The sequence below is a fragment of the Cupriavidus sp. SZY C1 genome (genome assembly GCF_032190535.1).
GTDB lineage: Bacteria > Pseudomonadota > Gammaproteobacteria > Burkholderiales > Burkholderiaceae > Cupriavidus > Cupriavidus pauculus_C.
The window spans coordinates 36,503-55,120 of record NZ_JAUANU010000004.1; the positions used below are offsets into that span (position 1 = coordinate 36,503).

Here is an 18,618-nt window from a genome sequence, read left to right on the forward strand (position 1 = left end):
ATGCAACTCGAACTTCGATACTTCGCCAGCGTGCGCGAACAGGTGGGGCAGGGCGCCGAGCGCGCCGAGGTGCCGGCGGATGTCCGCACCGTCGGCGACCTGCGCGGCTGGCTGCGCGGCCGGGGCGGCGCGTGGGCCGAGGCACTGGCCGAAGGCCGCGCGCTGCGGATGGCCGTCGACCACAACGTGGCCCGTGCCGACACCCCGCTGGCCGACGGCTGCGAGGTGGCGTTCTTCCCGCCCGTGACCGGAGGCTGAGATGACGGTGCGCGTGCAGCACGACGATTTCGACCTGGGCGCCGAGGTGGCCGCGCTGCGGGCCGGCAACCGCGGCGTGGGCGCGGTGGCGAGCTTCATCGGCACCGTGCGCGACGTCAGCGACGGCGCCCGCGTCAGCACGATGGAGCTGGAGCACTACCCGGGCATGACCGAGAAGGCGCTGGCCCGCATCGAGGCGGCGGCGCGCGAGCGCTGGCCGCTGCTGGGCGTGACGATCGTGCATCGGGTGGGACTGTTGCAGCCGCTGGACCAGATCGTGCTGGTCGCCGTGGCGTCGGCCCATCGCGGCGCGGCGTTCCAGGCGTGCGAATTCATCATGGACTACCTGAAGTCCGAGGCGCCGTTCTGGAAGAAGGAAGCCACGCCCGACGGCGCGCGCTGGGTGGACGCCCGCGTGTCCGACGATGCCGCGCTGCAGCGCTGGGGCATTCCGTCGCTCAATGCAGACCCCGCTGGCGACCCGGCTGCCGATCCCGCCTCCGATTCTTCCGACAAGGCACGCTGATGGGGCCGCTCGGTTTTGTGGCGGTCGGCGTGGGTGCCGCCGTTGGCGCGTGGCTGCGCTGGGGCTTCTCCGTGCTCTGGAATGCGGCGAATCCGGCACTTCCATATGGCACGCTGGCGGCCAACCTGATCGGCGGCTACCTGATCGGGATCGCGGTGGCGTTCTTCCAGACCCATCCCGGCCTGCCGCCCGAATGGCGGCTGCTGGCGGTCACCGGCTTCCTGGGCGGGCTGACCACGTTCTCGACGTTTTCGAGCGAAGTCATCGCCAACCTGGTGTCGGGCGACTACCGCTGGGCGCTGGCCCACCTGGTGCTGCACCTGGGCGGCTCGGTGCTGCTGACCGCGGCCGGCATCTGGTCGTACCGCGCGCTGGCCTGACGCCTTACCTTTCGCCGGCGTTCGGAGACATAGGTAACACTCCTGATGCGCCGGCGCCCCTCCGGGTGCTGTTCAGCGCCTATATTCATTGTCACGGATGCACTTTGCCGGCAGCTTGCGGCGCATGAGCCACATCCGTCCCTGCCCAAGCCACGCGCGCTAGCCGGCCCGCCGTGGCAGTTCCAGAATCCGGTCGCCATACCTGCTGTCTCGCCTGATCCGCGCCCATTGCCGGCGCGTTGTGACGTTTGTGCCACACGTTCGATCCAGAAAACGAGGAGACCTCCCCATGCAGCCCAGCCATGCCCGCGTTTCCCGCCGCAAGGCGCCGTCCCGCCTGCGCCTGACAGCCATTTCTGGCGCGGTGGTCGCGCTGTCCGCCATGACCCTGGCGGCCTGCGGCGGCGACGACGATCCGCCCAGCAACGGCGGCACCCCGCCCAGCCAGACCCAGAACCCGAACAACCGCCCGACCTTTGTGGTCGGCACGATCAGCGTCAAGAGCTACGACGGTACCTCCGACGACCTGGCCACGGGCGGCCTTGGCAAGGACGGCATCGGCGCCGCCGCCGCGCCGCCGTTTGCCGATGCGAACAATCCCACGGCCGCCGAACTGCGCCGCAACGCGATCTTCACGAACTACCGCGCCATCGTCGACATCAACCCGGCCGGCGGCTACGGCACGCTGTACGGGCCCAACGTCGACCCGCAGGGCAACGCGACGGCCGGGCAGGGCAAGGTGCCGGGGACCGAATACATCGCCTATGCCGACGACGGCAGCGGCCGGCAGAACGTGACGCTGATGGCCCAGATCCCGGACAGCTTCGACCGCAACAACCCGTGCATCATCACGGCCACGTCGTCGGGCTCGCGCGGCATCTACGGCGGCATCGCGGTGGGCGAATGGGGGCTCAAGCGCGGCTGTGCCGTGGCCTACACCGACAAGGGCACCGGGGCCGCGCCGCACGACCTGGACACCGATACCGTGCCGCTGATCGACGGCACCCGGCAGGCGCGCGCCGGCGCCGGCAAGCTGGCCCAGTTCGCGGCCCAGCCCGGCAGCCAGACGCTGGCCGACTTCACGGCCGCCAACCCGCACCGGCTGGCATTCAAGCACGCCCACTCGCAGCAGAATCCCGAGGCCAACTGGGGCAAGAACACGCTGCAGGCCATCGAATTCACGCTGTTCGCGATCAACGACAAGTTCGGCACGATGGGGTCCGACGGCGTGCGGCAGGCCACCTTCAAGCCGTCGAACACGCTCGTGATCGCCTCGGCGGTGTCCAACGGCGGCGGCGCGGCCGTCGCGGCGGCGGAGCAAGACACGGCCGGGCTGATCGATGGGGTGGCGGTGGGCGAGCCGATGCTCGAAATCCCGCCCACGCCGGCCATCACGGTCCGCCGCGCCGGCGCCCCGGTGCTGGCGTCGGGCCGGCACCTGTACGACTACACGACCACCGCGAACCTGTTCCAGCTCTGCGCGCGGCAGGACGTCGGGCTGGTCAACGCCCCGTCGGCCGGCGCGCTGCTGCAGGCCACCAACCGCTGCCAGTCGCTGGCCGACAAGGGGCTGGTGAGCGGCGGGACGACCGACGCCCAGTCCGCCGCCGCGCTGACCGCGCTGCGCAACGCCGGCTGGGAGCCGGAATCGGACGAACTGCACGCGTCGCTGTCGGCGCTGGAGGTGGCCAGCTCGATCTCGGTCACGTACGCCAACGCCTACACGCGGTCGAGCGTGACCGACCGTTTCTGCAACTACAGCTTCGCGGCCACGGGCGCCGACTTCAAGCCGATCACCATCCCGGCCGCGTCGCTGGCGGCGTTCTTCTCGACCGGCAACGGCGTGCCGCCCAGCGGCGTGGTCACGCTCGTCAACGACGCCAACCCGGCGCCGACCGGCCCGATCAAGGACTTCGTGTCGCTGTCGCCCAGCACGGGCCGCCAGGACGCCAACCTTGACGGCGCGCTGTGCCTGCGCAACGCGTGGACGTCCAGCGCGGCGCTGCAGGCCGGCGTGGCGCAGACGTACCGCAACGGCAACCTGCAGGGCAAGCCGGCCGTGATCGTCCATGGCCGGTCCGACGCGCTGCTGCCGACCAACCACACGTCGCGGCCGTACCTGGGGCTGAACCGTACCGTCGAAGGCAGCGCCAGCAAGCTGTCGTACATCGAGGTGACGAATGCGCAGCACTTCGACGGCTTCATCGACGTGCTGCCCGGCTACGCGTCGCGCTACGTGCCGCTGCACCTGTACCTGAACCGGGCGCTGGACGCGGTCTACGCCAACCTGCGCAACGGCACCGCGCTGCCGCCGTCGCAGGTGGTGCGCACGACGCCGCGCGGCGGCACGGGCAACCCGGTGGTCGGCCCGCAGATCCTGCCGTCCAACGTGCCCGGCTTTGCCGCCACGCCGGCCGCCGCCGACGTGATCGCGGTCAGCGGGTCGACCGTCGACATCCCCAACTAGCCAGCCGGCGCCGGGGGCCGCCCGCCATGCAGGAATGTGCCAAAACTGCATGGCGGGCGGCTTGAAATGTCACCCTGAAGCCCTATCTTTCGGAAGTACCGTGTCCGGCAGGGTCTGCCGCGCAACGGCAGCCGTCGCGCTGCCCGGCCGCGCCCTCGCAGCAGGACACACTTTCATCGAGAGAGAGGGCACCTGATGCGTATCGACAAACTCACCACCCGGTTCCAGGAGGCGCTGGCCGAAGCGCAGAGCCTGGCGCTGGGCAACGACAACCAGTACATCGAACCCCAGCATCTGCTGCGCGCGCTGCTGAGCCAGGACGACGGCTCGGCGCGCACGCTGCTGTCGCGCGCCGGCGTCAACGTGGCCGGCCTGCAGACGGCGCTGGACGCGGCGATCAAGCGCCTGCCGCAGGTGCAGGGCACCAACGAGATCCAGGTCGGCCGCGACCTGAATAACCTGCTCAACGCCACCGAGAAAGAGGCCATCAAGCGCGGCGACCAGTTCATCGCCAGCGAGCTGTTCCTGCTGGCCGTGTCTGACGACAAGGGCGACACGGGCCGCATCGCGCGCGAGAACGGCCTGTCGCGCAAGGCGCTGGAAGCGGCCATCACGGCCGTGCGCGGCGGCGACAGCGTGAACAGCGCCGACGCCGAATCGCAGCGCGAGGCGCTCAAGAAGTACACGATCGACCTGACCGAGCGGGCGCGCGCCGGCAAGCTTGACCCGGTGATCGGCCGCGACGACGAGATCCGCCGCGCGATCCAGATCCTGCAGCGCCGCACCAAGAACAACCCGGTGCTGATCGGCGAGCCGGGCGTGGGCAAGACGGCCATCGTCGAGGGGCTGGCGCAGCGCATCGTCAACGGCGAGGTGCCGGAGACGCTCAAGAACAAGCGCGTGCTGGTGCTGGACATGGCCGGCCTGCTGGCCGGCGCCAAGTACCGCGGCGAGTTCGAGGAGCGGCTCAAGGCCGTGCTGAGCGACGTGGCCAAGGACGAGGGCCAGACCATCGTCTTCATCGACGAGATCCACACGATGGTGGGCGCCGGCAAGGCCGAGGGCGCCATCGACGCGGGCAACATGCTCAAGCCGGCGCTGGCGCGCGGCGAGCTGCACTGCATCGGCGCCACCACGCTGAACGAGTACCGCAAGTACATCGAGAAGGACGCCGCGCTGGAGCGCCGCTTCCAGAAGGTGCTGGTCGACGAGCCGAGCGTGGAGTCCACTATCGCCATCCTGCGCGGCCTGCAGGAAAAGTACGAGCTGCACCACGGCGTGGAGATTACCGACCCGGCCATCGTGGCGGCGGCCGAGCTGTCGCACCGCTACATCACGGACCGCTTCCTGCCGGACAAGGCCATCGACCTGATCGACGAGGCCGCCGCGCGCATCAAGATGGAAATCGACTCGAAGCCCGAGGCGATGGACAAGCTGGAGCGCCGCACGATCCAGCTCAAGATCGAGCGCGAGGCGGTGAAGAAGGAAACCGACGAGGCGTCGCGCAAGCGGCTGGAGCTGATCGAGCAGGAAATCACGCGGCTGGAGAAGGAGTACGCCGACCTGGACGAGATCTGGCGCGCCGAGAAGGGCGCCGCCCAGGGCGCGGCCGCGCTGAAGGAGGAGATCGAGAAGATCAAGCTCGACATCTCGCGCCTGCAGCGCGAAGGCAAGCTGGACAAGGTGGCCGAGTTGCAGTACGGCAAGCTGCCGGCGCTGGAGGGCAAGCTCCAGGCCGCCAACAAGGCCGAGGCCGACGAGCAGAAGCAGCCCAACAAGCTGCTGCGCACGCAGGTGGGCGCCGAGGAAATCGCCGAGGTGGTCAGCCGGGCGACGGGCATCCCCGTGGCCAAGATGATGCAGGGCGAGCGCGAGAAGCTGCTGAAGATGGAAGACCGGCTGCACCAGCGCGTGGTGGGGCAGGACGAGGCCGTGCGGCTGGTGTCCGACGCGATCCGCCGCTCGCGCGCCGGGCTGTCGGACGAGAACCGGCCGTACGGATCGTTCCTGTTCCTGGGCCCGACCGGCGTGGGCAAGACGGAGCTGTGCAAGGCGCTGGCCGAGTTCATGTTCGATTCGGAAGAGCACCTGATCCGCATCGACATGAGCGAGTTCATGGAAAAGCACAGCGTCAGCCGCCTGATCGGCGCGCCGCCGGGCTACGTGGGCTATGACGAGGGCGGCTACCTGACCGAGGCGGTGCGCCGCAAGCCGTACGCGGTGATCCTGCTCGACGAGGTCGAGAAGGCCCACCCGGACGTGTTCAACGTGCTGCTGCAGGTGCTGGACGATGGCCGGCTGACCGACGGCCAGGGCCGTACCGTGGACTTCAAGAACACGGTGATCGTGATGACGTCGAACCTGGGGTCGCACATCATCCAGTCGATGTCCGGCGAGCCGCAGGAGGCGGTCAAGGGCGCGGTCTGGCAGGAGGTGCGCACGCATTTCCGGCCCGAGTTCCTGAACCGGATCGACGAGGTGGTGGTGTTCCACGCGCTGGACCAGAAGAACATCGAGTCCATCGCGCGCATCCAGCTCCAGCGCCTGCAGGCCCGCCTGGCCCGCATGGACATGACGCTGGACGTGAGCGAACAGGCGCTGGAGAAGATCGCCAGCGCGGGCTACGACCCGGTGTTCGGCGCCCGGCCGCTCAAGCGCGCGATCCAGCAGCAGATCGAGAACCCGGTGGCCCGCGCCATCCTCGAAGGCCGGTTCGCCGCCAAGGACGTGGTGCCGGTGGACTACGTGGACGGCGCGTTCACGTTCGGCCGCCTGGTCCACTGACCGGCGCGGCTGGCCGCAGCTTCGCAAGGACCTCTTCGGAGGTCCTTTTTTTTGCGCGACAATGCCGGCTTCGGGTGAATGTCATCGATCAGGAGCCATCCGCGCCGGCGACGACGCCGAACGGGCCGCCCAGCTCCACCACGTGGCCCACGAAAAGTGCTACATCGCCAACTCGGTCAACTTTCCGATCCGCTGCGAGCCCGTCATCGACGCTGCCGCCGCCTGACTTTTGGCGTCATTGCCAGCAGCTTGACCTGCATCAATCCGGGAACGGGAACGGGTCGCTACTATCGACTCCGTCATGGAGATGCGGGGGCGCTCTTCATGACTTGTCTACCCGTTTCCGGAATGGAAACTTGACCCGCAGCGCAACTCCGGCGCTGCGGGTTTTTCTTTTTGGGGCGCCGGATCGGCACCGCTTACGCGAGCTGCACATCCAGCCGCCGGCCGAGCGAGCCCAGCGCCTTCTCGATCATCTCCAGCTTGGACGAATGCCGCAGGTCGAGCAGCCGATCCACCTGCGGCATATGGACGTCGAGCCGCCGCGCCAGTTCTGCCTTGCGGACGCCCTGTGCCAGCATCTCGTTGGCGAGCAGCACCTTGGCGGTCACCAGCGCAGGCAGGGTGACCGTGCGCTGGCCGCGCCGGGGCTTGGAGGGCAGGGGGATGGGCCGCCGCATGTCGAAGTAGATGTCGAGCGCGGCTTCCAGCGCGTCCAGCGCCTGCGCCAGCGCGTCGGCCTCGTCGTTGCCGACGGAGATCGCTTCGGGGATGTCGGGGAACGTCACGAGCAGCGTGCCGTTGCTGTCGCGGGTCAGGATTACGGGGTACGAGAACATGTCGTGTGTCCTGTGGTGAGGCGGTGAGTGCCGGGTCATGGCGATGCCATCGTCGAGCCGGCCGGCCGTTACTTCAGGCCAAGCTGCTTCTTGATCGCGAGTTCCAGCGATCTGCCCATCTCCTTGGCTCCGTGATACGGAAAAATCGTCGTACGACCTTTGAACGTGACCCGGTAGTGGCTGGACCCGCTTCGGTGCTTCTGGAAGATCGCACCTTGCTGTTCCAGCCACCGCTTGAACTCGCTGTATTTCATGTCCCTCCCTTGCCGGCGGCGGAATGCCGGGCGAGAGGGAAGGATGGTGCAACATAAATGTTGTGCCTGGCAACCGGGAAAATGCAACATTTATGTTGTAATGTCAAGCCCGGCGTGAGATCGGCCAGGCATGCCCATATTCCCGCCCGATCTTATGCAGAAAACGTGCTTGGATCGGCGAAACCATTCGTTCCGTTCAGATAGCCCCGCCGGTAGCCTGTCTCCCTGACAGAAGCCCCGCCGCACCAAGGCGGGGACATTTCACGACAACTCTGACGGGAGCAACCGAAGATGATCCGCAAGCTGGCCCTGGGCCTCGCCGTACTGTCCGCCGTGGGCGCCGCCCCCGCGGCCCTGGCCAATACCAACCTGCTGAACGTGTCCTACGACCCCACGCGCGAGCTCTATGTCGACGTGAACGCGGCGTTTGCCAAGGCGTACAAGGCGCAGGGCGGCGATACGGTGCAGATTCGCCAGTCGCATGGCGGCTCGGGCAAGCAGGCGCGGTCGGTGATCGACGGGCTCGATGCCGACGTAGTCACGCTGGCGCTGGGCTACGACATCGACGCGATTGCCGAGAAGGGGCTGATCAAGCCGGACTGGCAGAAGCGCCTGCCGCACAACGCGTCGCCGTACACGTCGACGATCGTGTTCCTGGTGCGCAAGGGCAATCCCAAGCAGATCAAGGACTGGAACGACCTGGTGAAGCCGGGCGTGCAGGTCATCACGCCGAATCCCAAGACCTCGGGCGGCGCGCGCTGGAACTACCTGGCCGCGTGGGGCTATGCGCTGCGCCAGCCGGGCGGCAACGATGCCAAGGCGCGCGAGTTCGTCGGCCAGCTGCTCAAGAACGTGCCGGTGCTGGATTCGGGCGCGCGCGGCGCCACGACGACCTTCGTCGAGCGCGGCCTGGGCGACGTGCTGATCGCCTGGGAGAACGAGGCCATCCTGGCCATCAAGGAGCTGGGTCCGGACAAGTTCGACATCGTCGCGCCGTCCGTGTCGATCCTGGCCGAGCCGCCGGTGGCCGTGGTCGACAAGGTGGTCGACAAGAAGGGCACGCGCAAGGCCGCCGAGGCGTACCTGCAGTTCCTGTACACCGACGAGGGCCAGGAGATCGCGGCCAAGAACTACTACCGGCCGATCTCGGAGAAGGTGGCGGCCAAGTACGCGGCCAACTTTCCGAAGGTGAAGCTGTTCACGATCGACGAGGTGTTCGGCGGCTGGGCCAAGGCCCAGAAGACCCACTTTGCCGATGGCGGCTCGTTTGACCAGGTGTACCAGCCCGGCAAGCGGTAATCACGATGGCGCGGCGGCGCGGCCAGTCACGGCCCGCCGCGCCGCGCCCGACGAAGGAGCCCCAGATGTCCGCTGTCCGCGCAGTCGTATCCCCCCGCATCGCCCTGGCGCGATGTCCCGCCTGACCTGAAGTCTTTCCCACGCATGACGTACCCGCATGCCGCGCACCGCGCCGGCAGGGCGTCGTGCGGCCGCGTCACCGTCCCTGCCACATCGTCCGACTCCGAGGAAACCCATGACATCGTCCGCTCCTGCCGCCTTTCATCCCCATTCCCTGCGCCGACGCCTGCTGCTCGGCGCGCTCGTGATCGCCACCGGCGTGGCCTACGGGCTGCTGGCGTCGCCGGCCCGGGCCCAGTCGTCCACGGTCAATGGCCGCGAACTCCGCATCGGCTATCAGAAGTACGGCACGCTGACGCTGCTCAAGGCGCGCGGCACACTGGAAAAGCGGCTGGCGCCGCAGGGCATCACGGTCAAATGGACCGAGTTCCCGGCCGGCCCGCAGTTGCTGGAAGGGCTCAACGTCGGCGCGATCGACTTCGGCACCGTTGGCGAGGCGCCGCCGATCTTCGCGCAGGCCGCCGGCGCGCAGCTTGCCTACATCGGCAACGAGCCGCCGGCGCCCACCTCGGAAGCTATCGTCGTGCCGAAGGCGTCGGCGCTGAAGTCCGTGGCCGACCTGCGCGGCAAGCGCGTGGCGCTGAACAAGGGCTCGAACGTCCACTACCTGCTGGTGCGGCAGCTTGAACGCGCCGGCATTCCCTGGAACGAGATCCAGCCGGTCTACCTGCCGCCGGCCGACGCCCGCGCGGCGTTCGAGCGTGGCGCGGTGGACGCCTGGGTGATCTGGGACCCGTTCCTGGCCGCCGCCGAAAAGCAGCTTGGCGCCCGCGTGCTGGCCGATGGCCGCGACGCGGCAGGCCGCAACGTCGTCAGCAATCACCAGTTCTACCTGGCGTCGCGGCCGTACGCGAACGTGCGGCCCGACGTCGTGAACGCGATCCTCGACGAACTGGCGCAGCTTGGCCAATGGGCCGAGAAGCATCCGAAGGACGCCACCCAGTTCCTGGCCCGCGAAACCGGGCTGGATGCCGGCGTGCTGGCGCTGGCCGTCTCGCGCTTTGCCTATGGCGCGCGGCCCGTGACGGCCGAGGTGCTGGCCGAGCAGCAGCGCATTGCCGACGCCTTCGTGACGCTGAAGCTGATCCCCAAGCCGATCAAGGTGGCCGATGCCGCCTGGCAGCCGCCCGCAGCCGCCGCCACCGCGCAGCGCTGATCCATCCCCCCATCGACGAGAGGCCCGACATGCAAGTTTTCTGGTTCATCCCGACCCATGGCGACAGCCGCTACCTGGGCACGTCCGAAGGCGCGCGCGAGGTCAGCTTCGACTACCTGAAGCAGATTGCCGTCGCCGCCGACACGCTCGGCTACGAAGGGGTGCTGATTCCCACCGGCCGGTCCTGCGAGGACCCGTGGGTGGCCGCGTCGGCGCTGGCCGCCGTCACGCGCCGGCTCAAGTTCCTGGTGGCCGTGCGGCCCGGCCTGATGACGCCGACGCTGGCCGCGCGCATGGCCGCCACGTTCGACCGCATCTCGGGCGGCCGGCTGCTCGTGAACCTGGTGACCGGCGGCGACACGGCCGAGCTGGAAGGCGACGGCCTGTTCCTCGACCACGCGGCGCGCTACGAGGCGTCGTCCGAATTCATCCGCATCTGGCGCGACGTGCTGGCCGCCAGCCACGACGCCGGCGAGGTGTCGGCCGCAGGCCGCCACCTGACCGTCAAGGGCGCCCGCGTGCTGTACCCGCCCGTGCAGCGGCCGCATCCGCCCGTGTACTTCGGCGGCTCGTCGGCCGCCGCGCACGACCTGGCGGCCGAGCAGGTCGATGCCTACCTGACCTGGGGCGAACCGCCGGCCGAAGTGGCCAGGAAGATCGCCGATGTACGCGCCCGCGCTGCCCGCCATGGCCGTACCGTGCGCTTTGGCATCCGGCTGCACGTGATCGTGCGCGAGACCGAGACCGCCGCCTGGGCCGCCGCCGAGGACCTGATCAGCCGGCTCGACGACGACACCGTGGCGCGCGCCCAGGCCGTCTTCGCCAAGATGGATTCGGAAGGCCAGCGCCGCATGGCGGCGTTGCACGGCGGCGGGGCCAGCCGCACGCGCGCCGCGCTGGAAGTCAGCCCGAACCTGTGGGCTGGCGTGGGCCTGGTGCGCGGCGGGGCGGGCACGGCGCTGGTCGGCGATCCGCGTACCGTGGCGGCCCGCATGGAGGAATACGCCGCGCTGGGCATCGACACGTTCATCCTGTCTGGCTATCCGCACCTGGAAGAGGCGTACCGGTTTGCCGAACTGGTGTTCCCGCTGCTGCCGCGCACGGTGCGCGACAAGCTGCCCGGCCAGGTGCTGTCCGGCCCGTTTGGCGAAGTCATGGCGACGGGCCTCGTCCCGCGCGCCTCGCAAAGCTGAAAGGGGGCCGATCATGACCGATTCCCGACCGAACAAGCGGCCCGGACTGGGCCAGGCCGTGGCGCCGTGGGTGGTGCCCGTGCTGCTGATCGTGGCGTGGCAGGCCGCGTCGCAACTGGGCTGGCTGTCGAGCCGCGTGCTGCCCGCGCCGCTGGCCGTGGTGGAGGCCGGCTGGGCGCTGGCGAAGTCCGGCGAGCTCTGGCGCCATGTCTGGGTCAGCACGTGGCGCGCGCTGATCGGGCTGGCCGTGGGCGGCTGGCTGGGGCTGGTGCTCGGGCTGCTGACCGGCACGTTCCGCACGGCGGCCACGCTGCTCGACAGCACGCTGCAGATGGTGCGCAACATCCCCACGCTGGCGCTGATCCCGCTGGTGATCCTGTGGTTCGGCATCGACGAGACGGCCAAGCTGTTCCTGGTGGCGCTGGGCGTGTTCTTCCCGGTGTACCTGAATACCTACCACGGCATCCGCGCGGTGGACCCGGCGCTGGTCGAGATGGCGCGCAGCTACGGCCTGTCCGGCTTCCGGCTGTACCGCGAGGTGATCCTGCCCGGCGCGCTGCCGAACATCCTCGTGGGTGTGCGGTTCTCGCTGGGCCTGATGTGGGTGATCCTGATCGTGGCGGAAACCATTTCGGCGCAGTCGGGCATCGGCTACATGACGATGAACGCGCGCGAATTCCTGCAGACCGACGTCGTGCTGGTCGGCATCCTGCTCTACGCGCTGCTGGGCAAGCTGGCCGACGTGCTGTCGCGCGGGCTTGAACGGTTCTGGCTGCGCTGGCACCCCGGCTACCAGGCCAACTAGGAGGATTCCATGCAAACGCTATTTCCCGTGGAACAGGCCGCGCTCGCGTGGGCCGAACGCGACCTGGCCCGCCGTGCGGCCGCGCGCGCCGAGGAACGCCAGACGCCGGTGGCGGGCGGCATCGCGCTGCGCGTGCAGCAGGTGGTCAAGCGGTACGACGGCCGGGCGGTGCTGCACGGCATCGACCTCGACGTCACGCCGGGCGAGTTCGTCGCCATCGTCGGACGCAGCGGCTGCGGCAAGAGCACGCTGCTGCGGCTGGTGGCCGGGCTGGAAGCGGCCGATGCGGGCGCGGTGCGCCTGGACGGAGCCGGTGCCGCGGACGCGCCCGCCGACGTGCAGGACAGCATCCGCGTGATGTTCCAGGACGCCCGGCTGCTGCCCTGGAAGCGCGTGCTGGACAACGTGGCGCTGGGGCTGCCGCGCGTGCGCCGGGCCGATGCCGAAGCGGTGCTGGCGCAGGTGGGCCTGGCCGACCGGGCCGGCGAGTGGCCCGCGCGGCTGTCCGGCGGGCAGCGCCAGCGCGTGGCCCTGGCGCGTGCGCTGGTCCACCATCCGCGGCTGCTGCTGCTGGACGAACCGCTTGGCGCGCTGGACGCGCTGACGCGCATCGACATGCAGGCGCTAATCGAATCGCTCTGGCGCCGGCTCGGTTTCACGGCGCTACTCGTCACACACGATGTGTCCGAGGCCGTGGCGCTGGCCGACCGCGTGGTGCTGATCGAGGACGGCCACATTGCGCTGGACCAGCGCGTGCCGCTGGCCCGCCCGCGCCAGCGCGGATCGGCGGCGTTCGCGCAACTCGAAGACGCCGTGCTGCGCCGCGTGATGCGCCAGCCGCCGGCTGCCCCGTCAGTCTCCGAACCATCAACGAATCTTCACGCCCGGCCCGCCGAGGAGCTTCTATCATGAGCAATCAGGCGAACCGCGCGTCCCCCTCTGGACGTCACCATGACCACCGCTTCCGCACTCGAACGCTACCTTGAAACGCTGCCGCGCCAGCCCGAGCCGGGCCGCGAACTGTGGCGCGACGCGCGCGGGCAGGTGCAGGGCCAGTATTTCAACTGCTCGCTGACCAGCGCGTTCGAACCGCTCGTGACGCTGGCCGGGCGTGACGTGGTGGCGCACGAGGGCGCCATCCGCACCTACGCCGACGACGGCATGGGCCTGGCCGCGTGGAAGCTGTTCGCGATGGCCGCCGACGACGCTTCGCTGGTGTCGCTGGACCGCCTGTCCCGGCTGGTGCACGCGATGAACTACTTTGCGGCGCATGGCGAGCACAAGCTCGTGCTCAACGTGCACAACCGGCTGCTGGCGGCCGTGGCCGACGACCACGGCGCGGCGTTCCGGCGGGCGCTGGAATCGCTGGGCCTGCCGATCGACCGCTTCGTGATCCAGGTGCCCGCCAGCGCCAACGACGACCTGCCGCTGCTGCTGCACGTGGTGGGCAACTACCGCCGCAACGGGTTTGCGGTGAGCCTGCAGGCATCGGACCCGGCCGAGGCCGGCGCGCTGATGGCCCACGCGCTGCCCGACTGGCTCAAGCTCGACATGCGCCGGCTGTGGACCGACCGCCAGCTGGCCGGCCTGCGCGCCAGCGCCGACGGCGCGGGCGTCACGCTGATCGGGCGGCGGCTGCAGGACGACGAGGCGGTGGCGCGGCTGCAGAACGCCGGCATCGCGCTCGGGCAGGGCCAGGCCGTGGCGGGCGCGCCGGTGCCGGCACGGCACTTGCGAGACCCGCTGGCGGCGGACAGTACCCAATAAGGTGGAACAACAAGGCGCGGGACGCGCCGGGCGAAGAGAAGGAGAGCGTATGGCAGCATCGACTCTATCGGGCGGTGTGGCGCGGGTGGAAGTGCCGCGCGGGCTGCAGATCCTGACGGTTCCGGGCCTGCACGGCAGCGGGCCGGCGCACTGGCAGAGCCGCTGGGAAGGGCTGTACCCGGACTGGCAGCGCATCGAGCAGCACGACTGGGGCCGGCCGAGCCTGCCGCTCTGGGCGGAGCGGGTGTCGGAAGGCGTGTCCCGCGCGCTGCGGGTGGCGCCGCGCGGCGCGGTGCTGGTCGCGCACAGCTTTGGCTGCCTGGCCACGCTGCGCCAGGCGTCGCTCGACCCGGTCGGCATCGCCGGCGCGCTGCTGGTGGCGCCGGCCGATCCGGACAAGTTCGGCGTCAGTGCGCTGCTGCCCACCTGGCGGCTGCCGTTCCCGACCGTGCTGGTCGCCAGCACCAACGATCCGTGGATGTCGCAGCGCACCGCGTTCAGCTGGGGCACGCTGTGGGGCAGCGAACTGGTCGACGCCGGCGCGCTGGGCCATATCAACGCCGATTCCCAGCTCGATAGCTGGCCGGCCGGGCAGGCGCTACTGGCTACATTGCTGCAGCGGATTGATTCCGAGGGGCGGATTCTCCACATGGGTGACGGATCGGACACCTGGGAGGCATCCGCAGAAGTCGCCCAGCCCACGCCTTATATCTAAACCGTCTAAGAAAATTCGGAAAGATTCGTTCTGTTTATAAGGACGCATCTGCAAAATTTGTCTCGTACACCGCCGCGTTATGCGCCGGCTTCATAAGACGAGACCACATGCCACCCTCGATTTCGCTGGCGGAAGCGCCGCCCCCCACGGCGCCCGCCGCGCGGCTGCCGGCCCCCGCCAGCCAGCGCTTTACCGTGTTGCCGGGCTTCGGGCTGTCGCTGGGCTTCACGATCTTCTACCTGACCCTGATCGTCCTGATTCCGCTGTCGTCGGTCTTCCTGAAGACGTTCACGATGACGTGGGACGGCTTCTGGGCCACGATCAGCAACCCGCGCGTGGTGGCGTCGCTGGAACTGAGCTTTGGCGCGTCGCTGGTGGCCGCCATCGTCAACACGGTGTTCGGGCTGATCGTGGCATGGGTGCTGGTGCGCTACCGCTTCTTTGGCAAGCGGTTCATCGACGCGCTGGTGGACCTGCCGTTCGCGCTGCCGACGGCCGTGGCCGGTATCGCGCTGACCGCGCTGTTCGCCGGAAATGGCTGGATCGGCCGCTGGCTGGAGCCGCATGGCATCAAGGTGGCTTTCACGCCGCTGGGCGTGGTGGTGGCGCTGACGTTCATCGGGCTGCCGTTCGTGGTGCGCACGGTGCAGCCGGTGCTGGAAGACGTGGAGCGCGAACTGGAGGAAGCGGCGGCCAGCCTGGGCGCGTCGCGGCTGCAGACCTTCCGCCGCGTGATCCTGCCCGCCATCCTGCCGGCGCTGCTTACCGGCTTCGCGCTGTCCTTCGCGCGTGCCACCGGCGAGTACGGGTCGGTGGTCTTCATCTCGGGCAACATGCCGATGGTCTCGGAAATCGCCCCGCTGATGATCTATTCCAAGCTCGAACAGTACGACTACGCGGGCGCCACGGCAGTGGCCGTGGTGATGCTGCTGATCTCGTTCGTGCTGCTGCTGCTGATCAACCTGCTGCAGGCCTGGACGCGCCGCCACCAGACCGGCGCCCGCGCCGCGGCGCTGCCCGACGGCAACCCGGAGGTGAACTGACATGGCCGGAGCCGTCTCCCGCCTGGGCGCCTCGGGGGCCCACCCGCCGCACGAGGCCACCGGCGAATCGCCGTGGGTGCGCTACACGCTGATCACGGTGGCCGTGCTGTTCCTGGCGCTGTTCCTGTTCGTGCCGCTGGCGTCGGTGTTCTACGAGGCGCTGCGCAAGGGCGCCGATACCTACCTGTCCGCGCTGACCGAGCCCGACGCCGTGGAGGCCATCAAGCTGACGCTGACCGTGGCAGCCATCGCGGTGCCGCTGAACGTGGTGTTCGGCGTGGCGGCCGCGTGGGCCATCGCCAAGTTCGATTTCCGCGGCAAGAACCTGCTGATCACGCTGATCGACCTGCCGTTCTCGGTCTCGCCGGTGATCTCGGGCCTGATCTACGTGCTGATGTTCGGCGCGCAGGGCTGGTTCGGCCCGTGGCTGGCGGCGCACGACATCAAGATCATGTTCGCGGTGCCCGGCATCGTGCTGGCCACGATCTTCGTGACGTTCCCGTTCGTGGCGCGCGAGCTGATCCCGCTGATGCAGTCGCAGGGCAGCGAGGAAGAAGAGGCGGCCATCGTGCTGGGCGCGTCTGGCTGGCAGACGTTCTGGCACGTGACGCTGCCGAACATCCGCTGGGGCCTGCTGTACGGCGTGATCCTCTGCAACGCGCGGGCGATGGGCGAATTCGGCGCCGTGTCGGTGGTATCGGGCCATATCCGCGGCCTGACCAACACCATGCCGCTGCACGTGGAAATTCTCTACAACGAATACAACTTTGCGGCCGCGTTTGCGGTGGCGTCGCTGCTGACGCTGCTGGCGCTGGTCACGCTGGGCATCAAGACGCTGGTGGAAATCCGTGCCAGCCGCGAACTGCAACCGGAAGGGCAGCCATCATGAGCATTCAGGTCAGGAACGTACAGAAGCGCTTTGGCGACTTTGTCGCGCTGGACGACGTCACGCTGGACTTTGCCGAAGGGGAACTGACGGCGCTGCTGGGGCCGTCGGGCTGCGGCAAGACCACGCTGCTGCGGATCATCGCCGGGCTGGAACGCGCCGATGCGGGCCAGGTGGTGCTGGCCGGGCAGGATGCGTCCACGCAGCACGTGCGCCAGCGCAACGTCGGCTTCGTGTTCCAGCACTACGCGCTGTTCAAGCACATGACCGTGTTCGAGAACGTCGCCTTCGGCCTGCGCGTGAAGCCGCGCGCCGAGCGGCCGTCGGAGGCGAAGATCCGCGAGAAGGTGCAGTCGCTGCTGGAACTGGTGCAGCTCGACTGGCTGGGCGACCGCTATCCGTCGCAGTTGTCGGGCGGGCAGCGCCAGCGCATCGCGCTGGCCCGCGCGCTGGCCGTGGAGCCGCGCGTGCTGCTGCTGGACGAACCGTTCGGCGCGCTGGACGCCAAGGTCCGCAAGGAACTGCGCCGCTGGCTGCGCCGGCTGCACGACGAACTGCACGTGACCAGCGTGTTCGTCACGCATGACCAGGAAGAGGCGCTGGAAGTGGCCGACCAGGTGGTGCTGATGAACCGGGGCCGCGTGGAGCAGTACGGCACGCCCGAGGCGGTCTACAACCATCCGGCCACGCCGTTCGTGTTCGGCTTCCTGGGCAACGTGAACCTGTTCCACGGCCGGCTGGAAGTGGGCGATACCGGCGGCCTGCTGCACACCGGTGAGGCCGTGCTGCCCGTGGTGGGCAGCGGCTTCGAGACGGCCGGCGACGCGGTGGCTTACGTCCGCCCGCACGACCTGGAACTGGAACGCTACGCGCCGGGCACCGACGGCATCGCCGTGACGCTGCGCCGCGCGCTGACGCTGGGCCCGGTGGCCCAGCTCGAACTCGAACGCGAGGACAACCAGGATGTGATCGAGGTGGCACTTCCGCTCGAACGCTTCCGCCATCAGGGCTTCCGCGAAGGCGAGCTGCTGGCCGTGCGGCCGCGCCAGCTCCGCGTGTTCAACCGCGCAACGACGACAGAAGGGGTGGCACGATGAACTTCCAGCAACTGCGGTCGATCCGCGAGGCGGTGCGCCGCCAGTTCAACCTGACCGAGGTGGCCAACGCGCTGTACACGTCGCAGCCGGGCGTGTCGCGCCAGATCCGCGAGCTGGAAGAGGAGCTGGGCGTCGAGATCTTCGAGCGCTATGGCAAGCGCTTGACCGGGCTGACCGAGCCGGGCCGCGAGATCGTGCGGATCGTCGAGCGCCTGCTGCTCGAAGCCGAGAACCTGCGCCAGGCCGGCGACGAGTTCGCGGGCCGCCATACCGGCCGGCTGACCGTGGCCACCACGCACACCCAGGCCCGCTACGCGCTGCCCAAGGTGGTGCAGAGCTTCCGCCGCGAATACCCGCACGTCACGCTGGCGCTGCAGGAGGCGTCGCCGTCGCATATCGTCGAGCTGCTGCTGACGGGGCAGGCCGATATCGGCATCGCCACCGAGGCCGTGGCCAGCGAGGCCGGGCTGACGTCGTTCGAGGCGTATAGCTGGCAGCACGTGATCGTGGTCTCGCCGGACCACCCGCTGACGCGGCTGCCCGAGCCGACGCTGGAAGACCTGTCGAATTTCCCGATCATCACGTACGACGCCGGCTTCACGGGCCGCCGCAAGATCGACGGGGCCTTTGCCGATGCCGGGCTGCAGCCCGAGATCGTGCTGACGGCCATGGACGCCGACGTGATCAAGACCTACGCCGAGCTGGACCTGGGCGTGGGCATCATCGCGTCGATGGCCTACGACGACCGCAAGGACGCCGGGCTGGTGCGCATTTCGGCCGACCACCTGTTCTCGCCCAACACGACCAGCGTGGCCGTGCGGCGCGGGGCCTACCTGCGCGGCTACGCCCACGCGTTCATCAACATGTTCGCGCCGCACCTGTCGCGCGACACGGTGTCCACGGCGCTGGCCGAGGCATCCAGCCGGCTGGCCGTGGCGGCCTGAGGCCGTCTGCCCCGGCGCGGCTGAAACGCGCGTTCCACGCGCGCCGGTCGCGGCACCACACCGCTCGCGCCGTCCGGCACCTGTT

18 protein-coding genes and 1 pseudogene are annotated in these 18,618 nt (G+C 69.2%); 17 read left to right on the forward strand and 2 right to left on the reverse strand.

Annotation, left to right across the window (positions count from 1 at the left end):
• From moaD to QTN24_RS08475, 6 genes and pseudogenes are all read left to right on the forward strand, one after another.
• The gene (moaD, locus tag QTN24_RS08450; RefSeq protein ID WP_124684077.1) at positions 1-258 is read left to right on the forward strand and encodes a molybdopterin converting factor subunit 1; all 258 of its coding nucleotides are present in this window, start codon (positions 1-3) and stop codon (positions 256-258) included.
• 1 nt (position 259) lies between these two features.
• A complete protein-coding gene (moaE, locus tag QTN24_RS08455; protein ID WP_313836448.1) occupies positions 260-784 on the forward strand; it encodes a molybdopterin synthase catalytic subunit MoaE in 525 nt (174 codons plus the stop codon).
• Positions 784-1,164, forward strand: a complete 381-nt coding sequence (gene crcB / locus QTN24_RS08460; protein WP_124684079.1) for a fluoride efflux transporter CrcB — start codon at positions 784-786, stop codon at positions 1,162-1,164. The genes moaE and crcB overlap by 1 nt, the downstream gene beginning before the upstream one ends.
• Positions 1,165-1,546: 382 nt before the next feature.
• Positions 1,547-3,631, forward strand: a complete 2,085-nt coding sequence (locus QTN24_RS08465; protein WP_313836680.1) for a D-(-)-3-hydroxybutyrate oligomer hydrolase — start codon at positions 1,547-1,549, stop codon at positions 3,629-3,631.
• 195 nt (positions 3,632-3,826) lie between these two features.
• Positions 3,827-6,415: an ATP-dependent chaperone ClpB gene (gene clpB, locus QTN24_RS08470; RefSeq protein WP_124684081.1), complete on the forward strand. Its 2,589-nt coding sequence runs from the start codon at positions 3,827-3,829 to the stop codon at positions 6,413-6,415.
• 97 nt (positions 6,416-6,512) lie between these two features.
• Positions 6,513-6,641 (forward strand): annotated as a pseudogene (locus QTN24_RS08475) (OsmC family peroxiredoxin); the annotation flags it as partial.
• 193 nt (positions 6,642-6,834) lie between these two features.
• On the opposite strand, the gene QTN24_RS08480 reads toward QTN24_RS08475, so the two are convergent.
• Together QTN24_RS08480 and QTN24_RS08485 are read right to left on the reverse strand one after the other, a co-directional pair.
• A complete protein-coding gene (locus QTN24_RS08480) occupies positions 6,835-7,254 on the reverse strand; it encodes a type II toxin-antitoxin system HicB family antitoxin (RefSeq protein WP_313836451.1) in 420 nt (139 codons plus the stop codon).
• Positions 7,255-7,322: 68 nt separating this feature from the next.
• On the reverse strand, positions 7,323-7,508 hold the full coding sequence (locus QTN24_RS08485; RefSeq protein ID WP_313836453.1) for a type II toxin-antitoxin system HicA family toxin: 186 nt from the start codon (positions 7,506-7,508) through the stop codon (positions 7,323-7,325).
• Between the two features lie 291 nt (positions 7,509-7,799).
• Between QTN24_RS08485 and QTN24_RS08490 the strand changes: the two genes are divergently transcribed.
• The 11 genes from QTN24_RS08490 (at position 7,800) to QTN24_RS08540 (ending at position 18,533) form a co-directional block, all read left to right on the forward strand.
• Complete coding sequence (locus QTN24_RS08490) at positions 7,800-8,807, forward strand: sulfate ABC transporter substrate-binding protein (protein ID WP_124684082.1); 1,008 nt, start codon at positions 7,800-7,802, stop codon at positions 8,805-8,807.
• A 235-nt stretch (positions 8,808-9,042) separates the two neighbouring features.
• Complete coding sequence (locus QTN24_RS08495) at positions 9,043-10,083, forward strand: sulfonate ABC transporter substrate-binding protein (protein ID WP_313836456.1); 1,041 nt, start codon at positions 9,043-9,045, stop codon at positions 10,081-10,083.
• 29 nt (positions 10,084-10,112) lie between these two features.
• Positions 10,113-11,276 carry an FMNH2-dependent alkanesulfonate monooxygenase gene (gene ssuD, locus QTN24_RS08500; RefSeq protein WP_313836458.1) on the forward strand — a complete coding sequence of 388 codons (1,164 nt, stop codon included), beginning with the start codon at positions 10,113-10,115 and terminating at the stop codon, positions 11,274-11,276.
• 13 nt (positions 11,277-11,289) lie between these two features.
• Positions 11,290-12,081, forward strand: coding sequence for an aliphatic sulfonate ABC transporter permease SsuC (ssuC, locus tag QTN24_RS08505; RefSeq protein ID WP_313836460.1), 792 nt, complete (start codon positions 11,290-11,292; stop codon positions 12,079-12,081).
• 9 nt (positions 12,082-12,090) lie between these two features.
• Positions 12,091-12,993: an ATP-binding cassette domain-containing protein gene (locus tag QTN24_RS08510; protein ID WP_313836462.1), complete on the forward strand. Its 903-nt coding sequence runs from the start codon at positions 12,091-12,093 to the stop codon at positions 12,991-12,993.
• 39 nt (positions 12,994-13,032) lie between these two features.
• Positions 13,033-13,848, forward strand: a complete 816-nt coding sequence (locus QTN24_RS08515; RefSeq protein ID WP_313836464.1) for an EAL domain-containing protein — start codon at positions 13,033-13,035, stop codon at positions 13,846-13,848.
• A gap of 49 nt (positions 13,849-13,897) precedes the next feature.
• Positions 13,898-14,563, forward strand: a complete 666-nt coding sequence (locus tag QTN24_RS08520) for an RBBP9/YdeN family alpha/beta hydrolase (protein WP_124684088.1) — start codon at positions 13,898-13,900, stop codon at positions 14,561-14,563.
• Between the two features lie 107 nt (positions 14,564-14,670).
• Complete coding sequence (cysT, locus tag QTN24_RS08525) at positions 14,671-15,606, forward strand: sulfate ABC transporter permease subunit CysT (protein ID WP_124684089.1); 936 nt, start codon at positions 14,671-14,673, stop codon at positions 15,604-15,606.
• A gap of 1 nt (position 15,607) precedes the next feature.
• Positions 15,608-16,495, forward strand: a complete 888-nt coding sequence (gene cysW / locus QTN24_RS08530) for a sulfate ABC transporter permease subunit CysW (RefSeq protein WP_124684090.1) — start codon at positions 15,608-15,610, stop codon at positions 16,493-16,495.
• Entirely contained in the window at positions 16,492-17,589 is a 1,098-nt protein-coding gene (locus QTN24_RS08535) for a sulfate/molybdate ABC transporter ATP-binding protein (RefSeq protein ID WP_124684091.1), read from the forward strand. Before cysW ends, QTN24_RS08535 begins: the two co-directional genes overlap by 4 nt.
• Positions 17,586-18,533: a CysB family HTH-type transcriptional regulator gene (locus QTN24_RS08540; RefSeq protein ID WP_124684092.1), complete on the forward strand. Its 948-nt coding sequence runs from the start codon at positions 17,586-17,588 to the stop codon at positions 18,531-18,533. Before QTN24_RS08535 ends, QTN24_RS08540 begins: the two co-directional genes overlap by 4 nt.
• Positions 18,534-18,618 lie beyond the last annotated feature (85 nt).

Excerpts from the sequence above, each read along its gene's own strand:
- crcB (WP_124684079.1), top strand. The coding sequence starts at position 784 with ATGGGGCCGCTCGGTTTTGTGGCGGTCGGCGTGGGTGCCGCCGTTGGC.
- QTN24_RS08480 (WP_313836451.1), bottom strand. The coding sequence starts at position 7,254 with ATGTTCTCGTACCCCGTAATCCTGACCCGCGACAGCAACGGCACGCTG.
- ssuD (WP_313836458.1), top strand. The coding sequence starts at position 10,113 with ATGCAAGTTTTCTGGTTCATCCCGACCCATGGCGACAGCCGCTACCTG.
- clpB (WP_124684081.1), top strand. The coding sequence starts at position 3,827 with ATGCGTATCGACAAACTCACCACCCGGTTCCAGGAGGCGCTGGCCGAA.
- QTN24_RS08515 (WP_313836464.1), top strand. The coding sequence starts at position 13,033 with ATGACCACCGCTTCCGCACTCGAACGCTACCTTGAAACGCTGCCGCGC.
- QTN24_RS08510 (WP_313836462.1), top strand. The coding sequence starts at position 12,091 with ATGCAAACGCTATTTCCCGTGGAACAGGCCGCGCTCGCGTGGGCCGAA.
- QTN24_RS08540 (WP_124684092.1), top strand. The coding sequence starts at position 17,586 with ATGAACTTCCAGCAACTGCGGTCGATCCGCGAGGCGGTGCGCCGCCAG.
- QTN24_RS08490 (WP_124684082.1), top strand. The coding sequence starts at position 7,800 with ATGATCCGCAAGCTGGCCCTGGGCCTCGCCGTACTGTCCGCCGTGGGC.
- moaD (WP_124684077.1), top strand. The coding sequence starts at position 1 with ATGCAACTCGAACTTCGATACTTCGCCAGCGTGCGCGAACAGGTGGGG.
- cysT (WP_124684089.1), top strand. The coding sequence starts at position 14,671 with ATGCCACCCTCGATTTCGCTGGCGGAAGCGCCGCCCCCCACGGCGCCC.
- QTN24_RS08495 (WP_313836456.1), top strand. The coding sequence starts at position 9,043 with ATGACATCGTCCGCTCCTGCCGCCTTTCATCCCCATTCCCTGCGCCGA.
- ssuC (WP_313836460.1), top strand. The coding sequence starts at position 11,290 with ATGACCGATTCCCGACCGAACAAGCGGCCCGGACTGGGCCAGGCCGTG.
- QTN24_RS08520 (WP_124684088.1), top strand. The coding sequence starts at position 13,898 with ATGGCAGCATCGACTCTATCGGGCGGTGTGGCGCGGGTGGAAGTGCCG.
- QTN24_RS08535 (WP_124684091.1), top strand. The coding sequence starts at position 16,492 with ATGAGCATTCAGGTCAGGAACGTACAGAAGCGCTTTGGCGACTTTGTC.
- QTN24_RS08465 (WP_313836680.1), top strand. The coding sequence starts at position 1,547 with ATGACCCTGGCGGCCTGCGGCGGCGACGACGATCCGCCCAGCAACGGC.
- moaE (WP_313836448.1), top strand. The coding sequence starts at position 260 with ATGACGGTGCGCGTGCAGCACGACGATTTCGACCTGGGCGCCGAGGTG.
- cysW (WP_124684090.1), top strand. The coding sequence starts at position 15,608 with ATGGCCGGAGCCGTCTCCCGCCTGGGCGCCTCGGGGGCCCACCCGCCG.
- QTN24_RS08485 (WP_313836453.1), bottom strand. The coding sequence starts at position 7,508 with ATGAAATACAGCGAGTTCAAGCGGTGGCTGGAACAGCAAGGTGCGATC.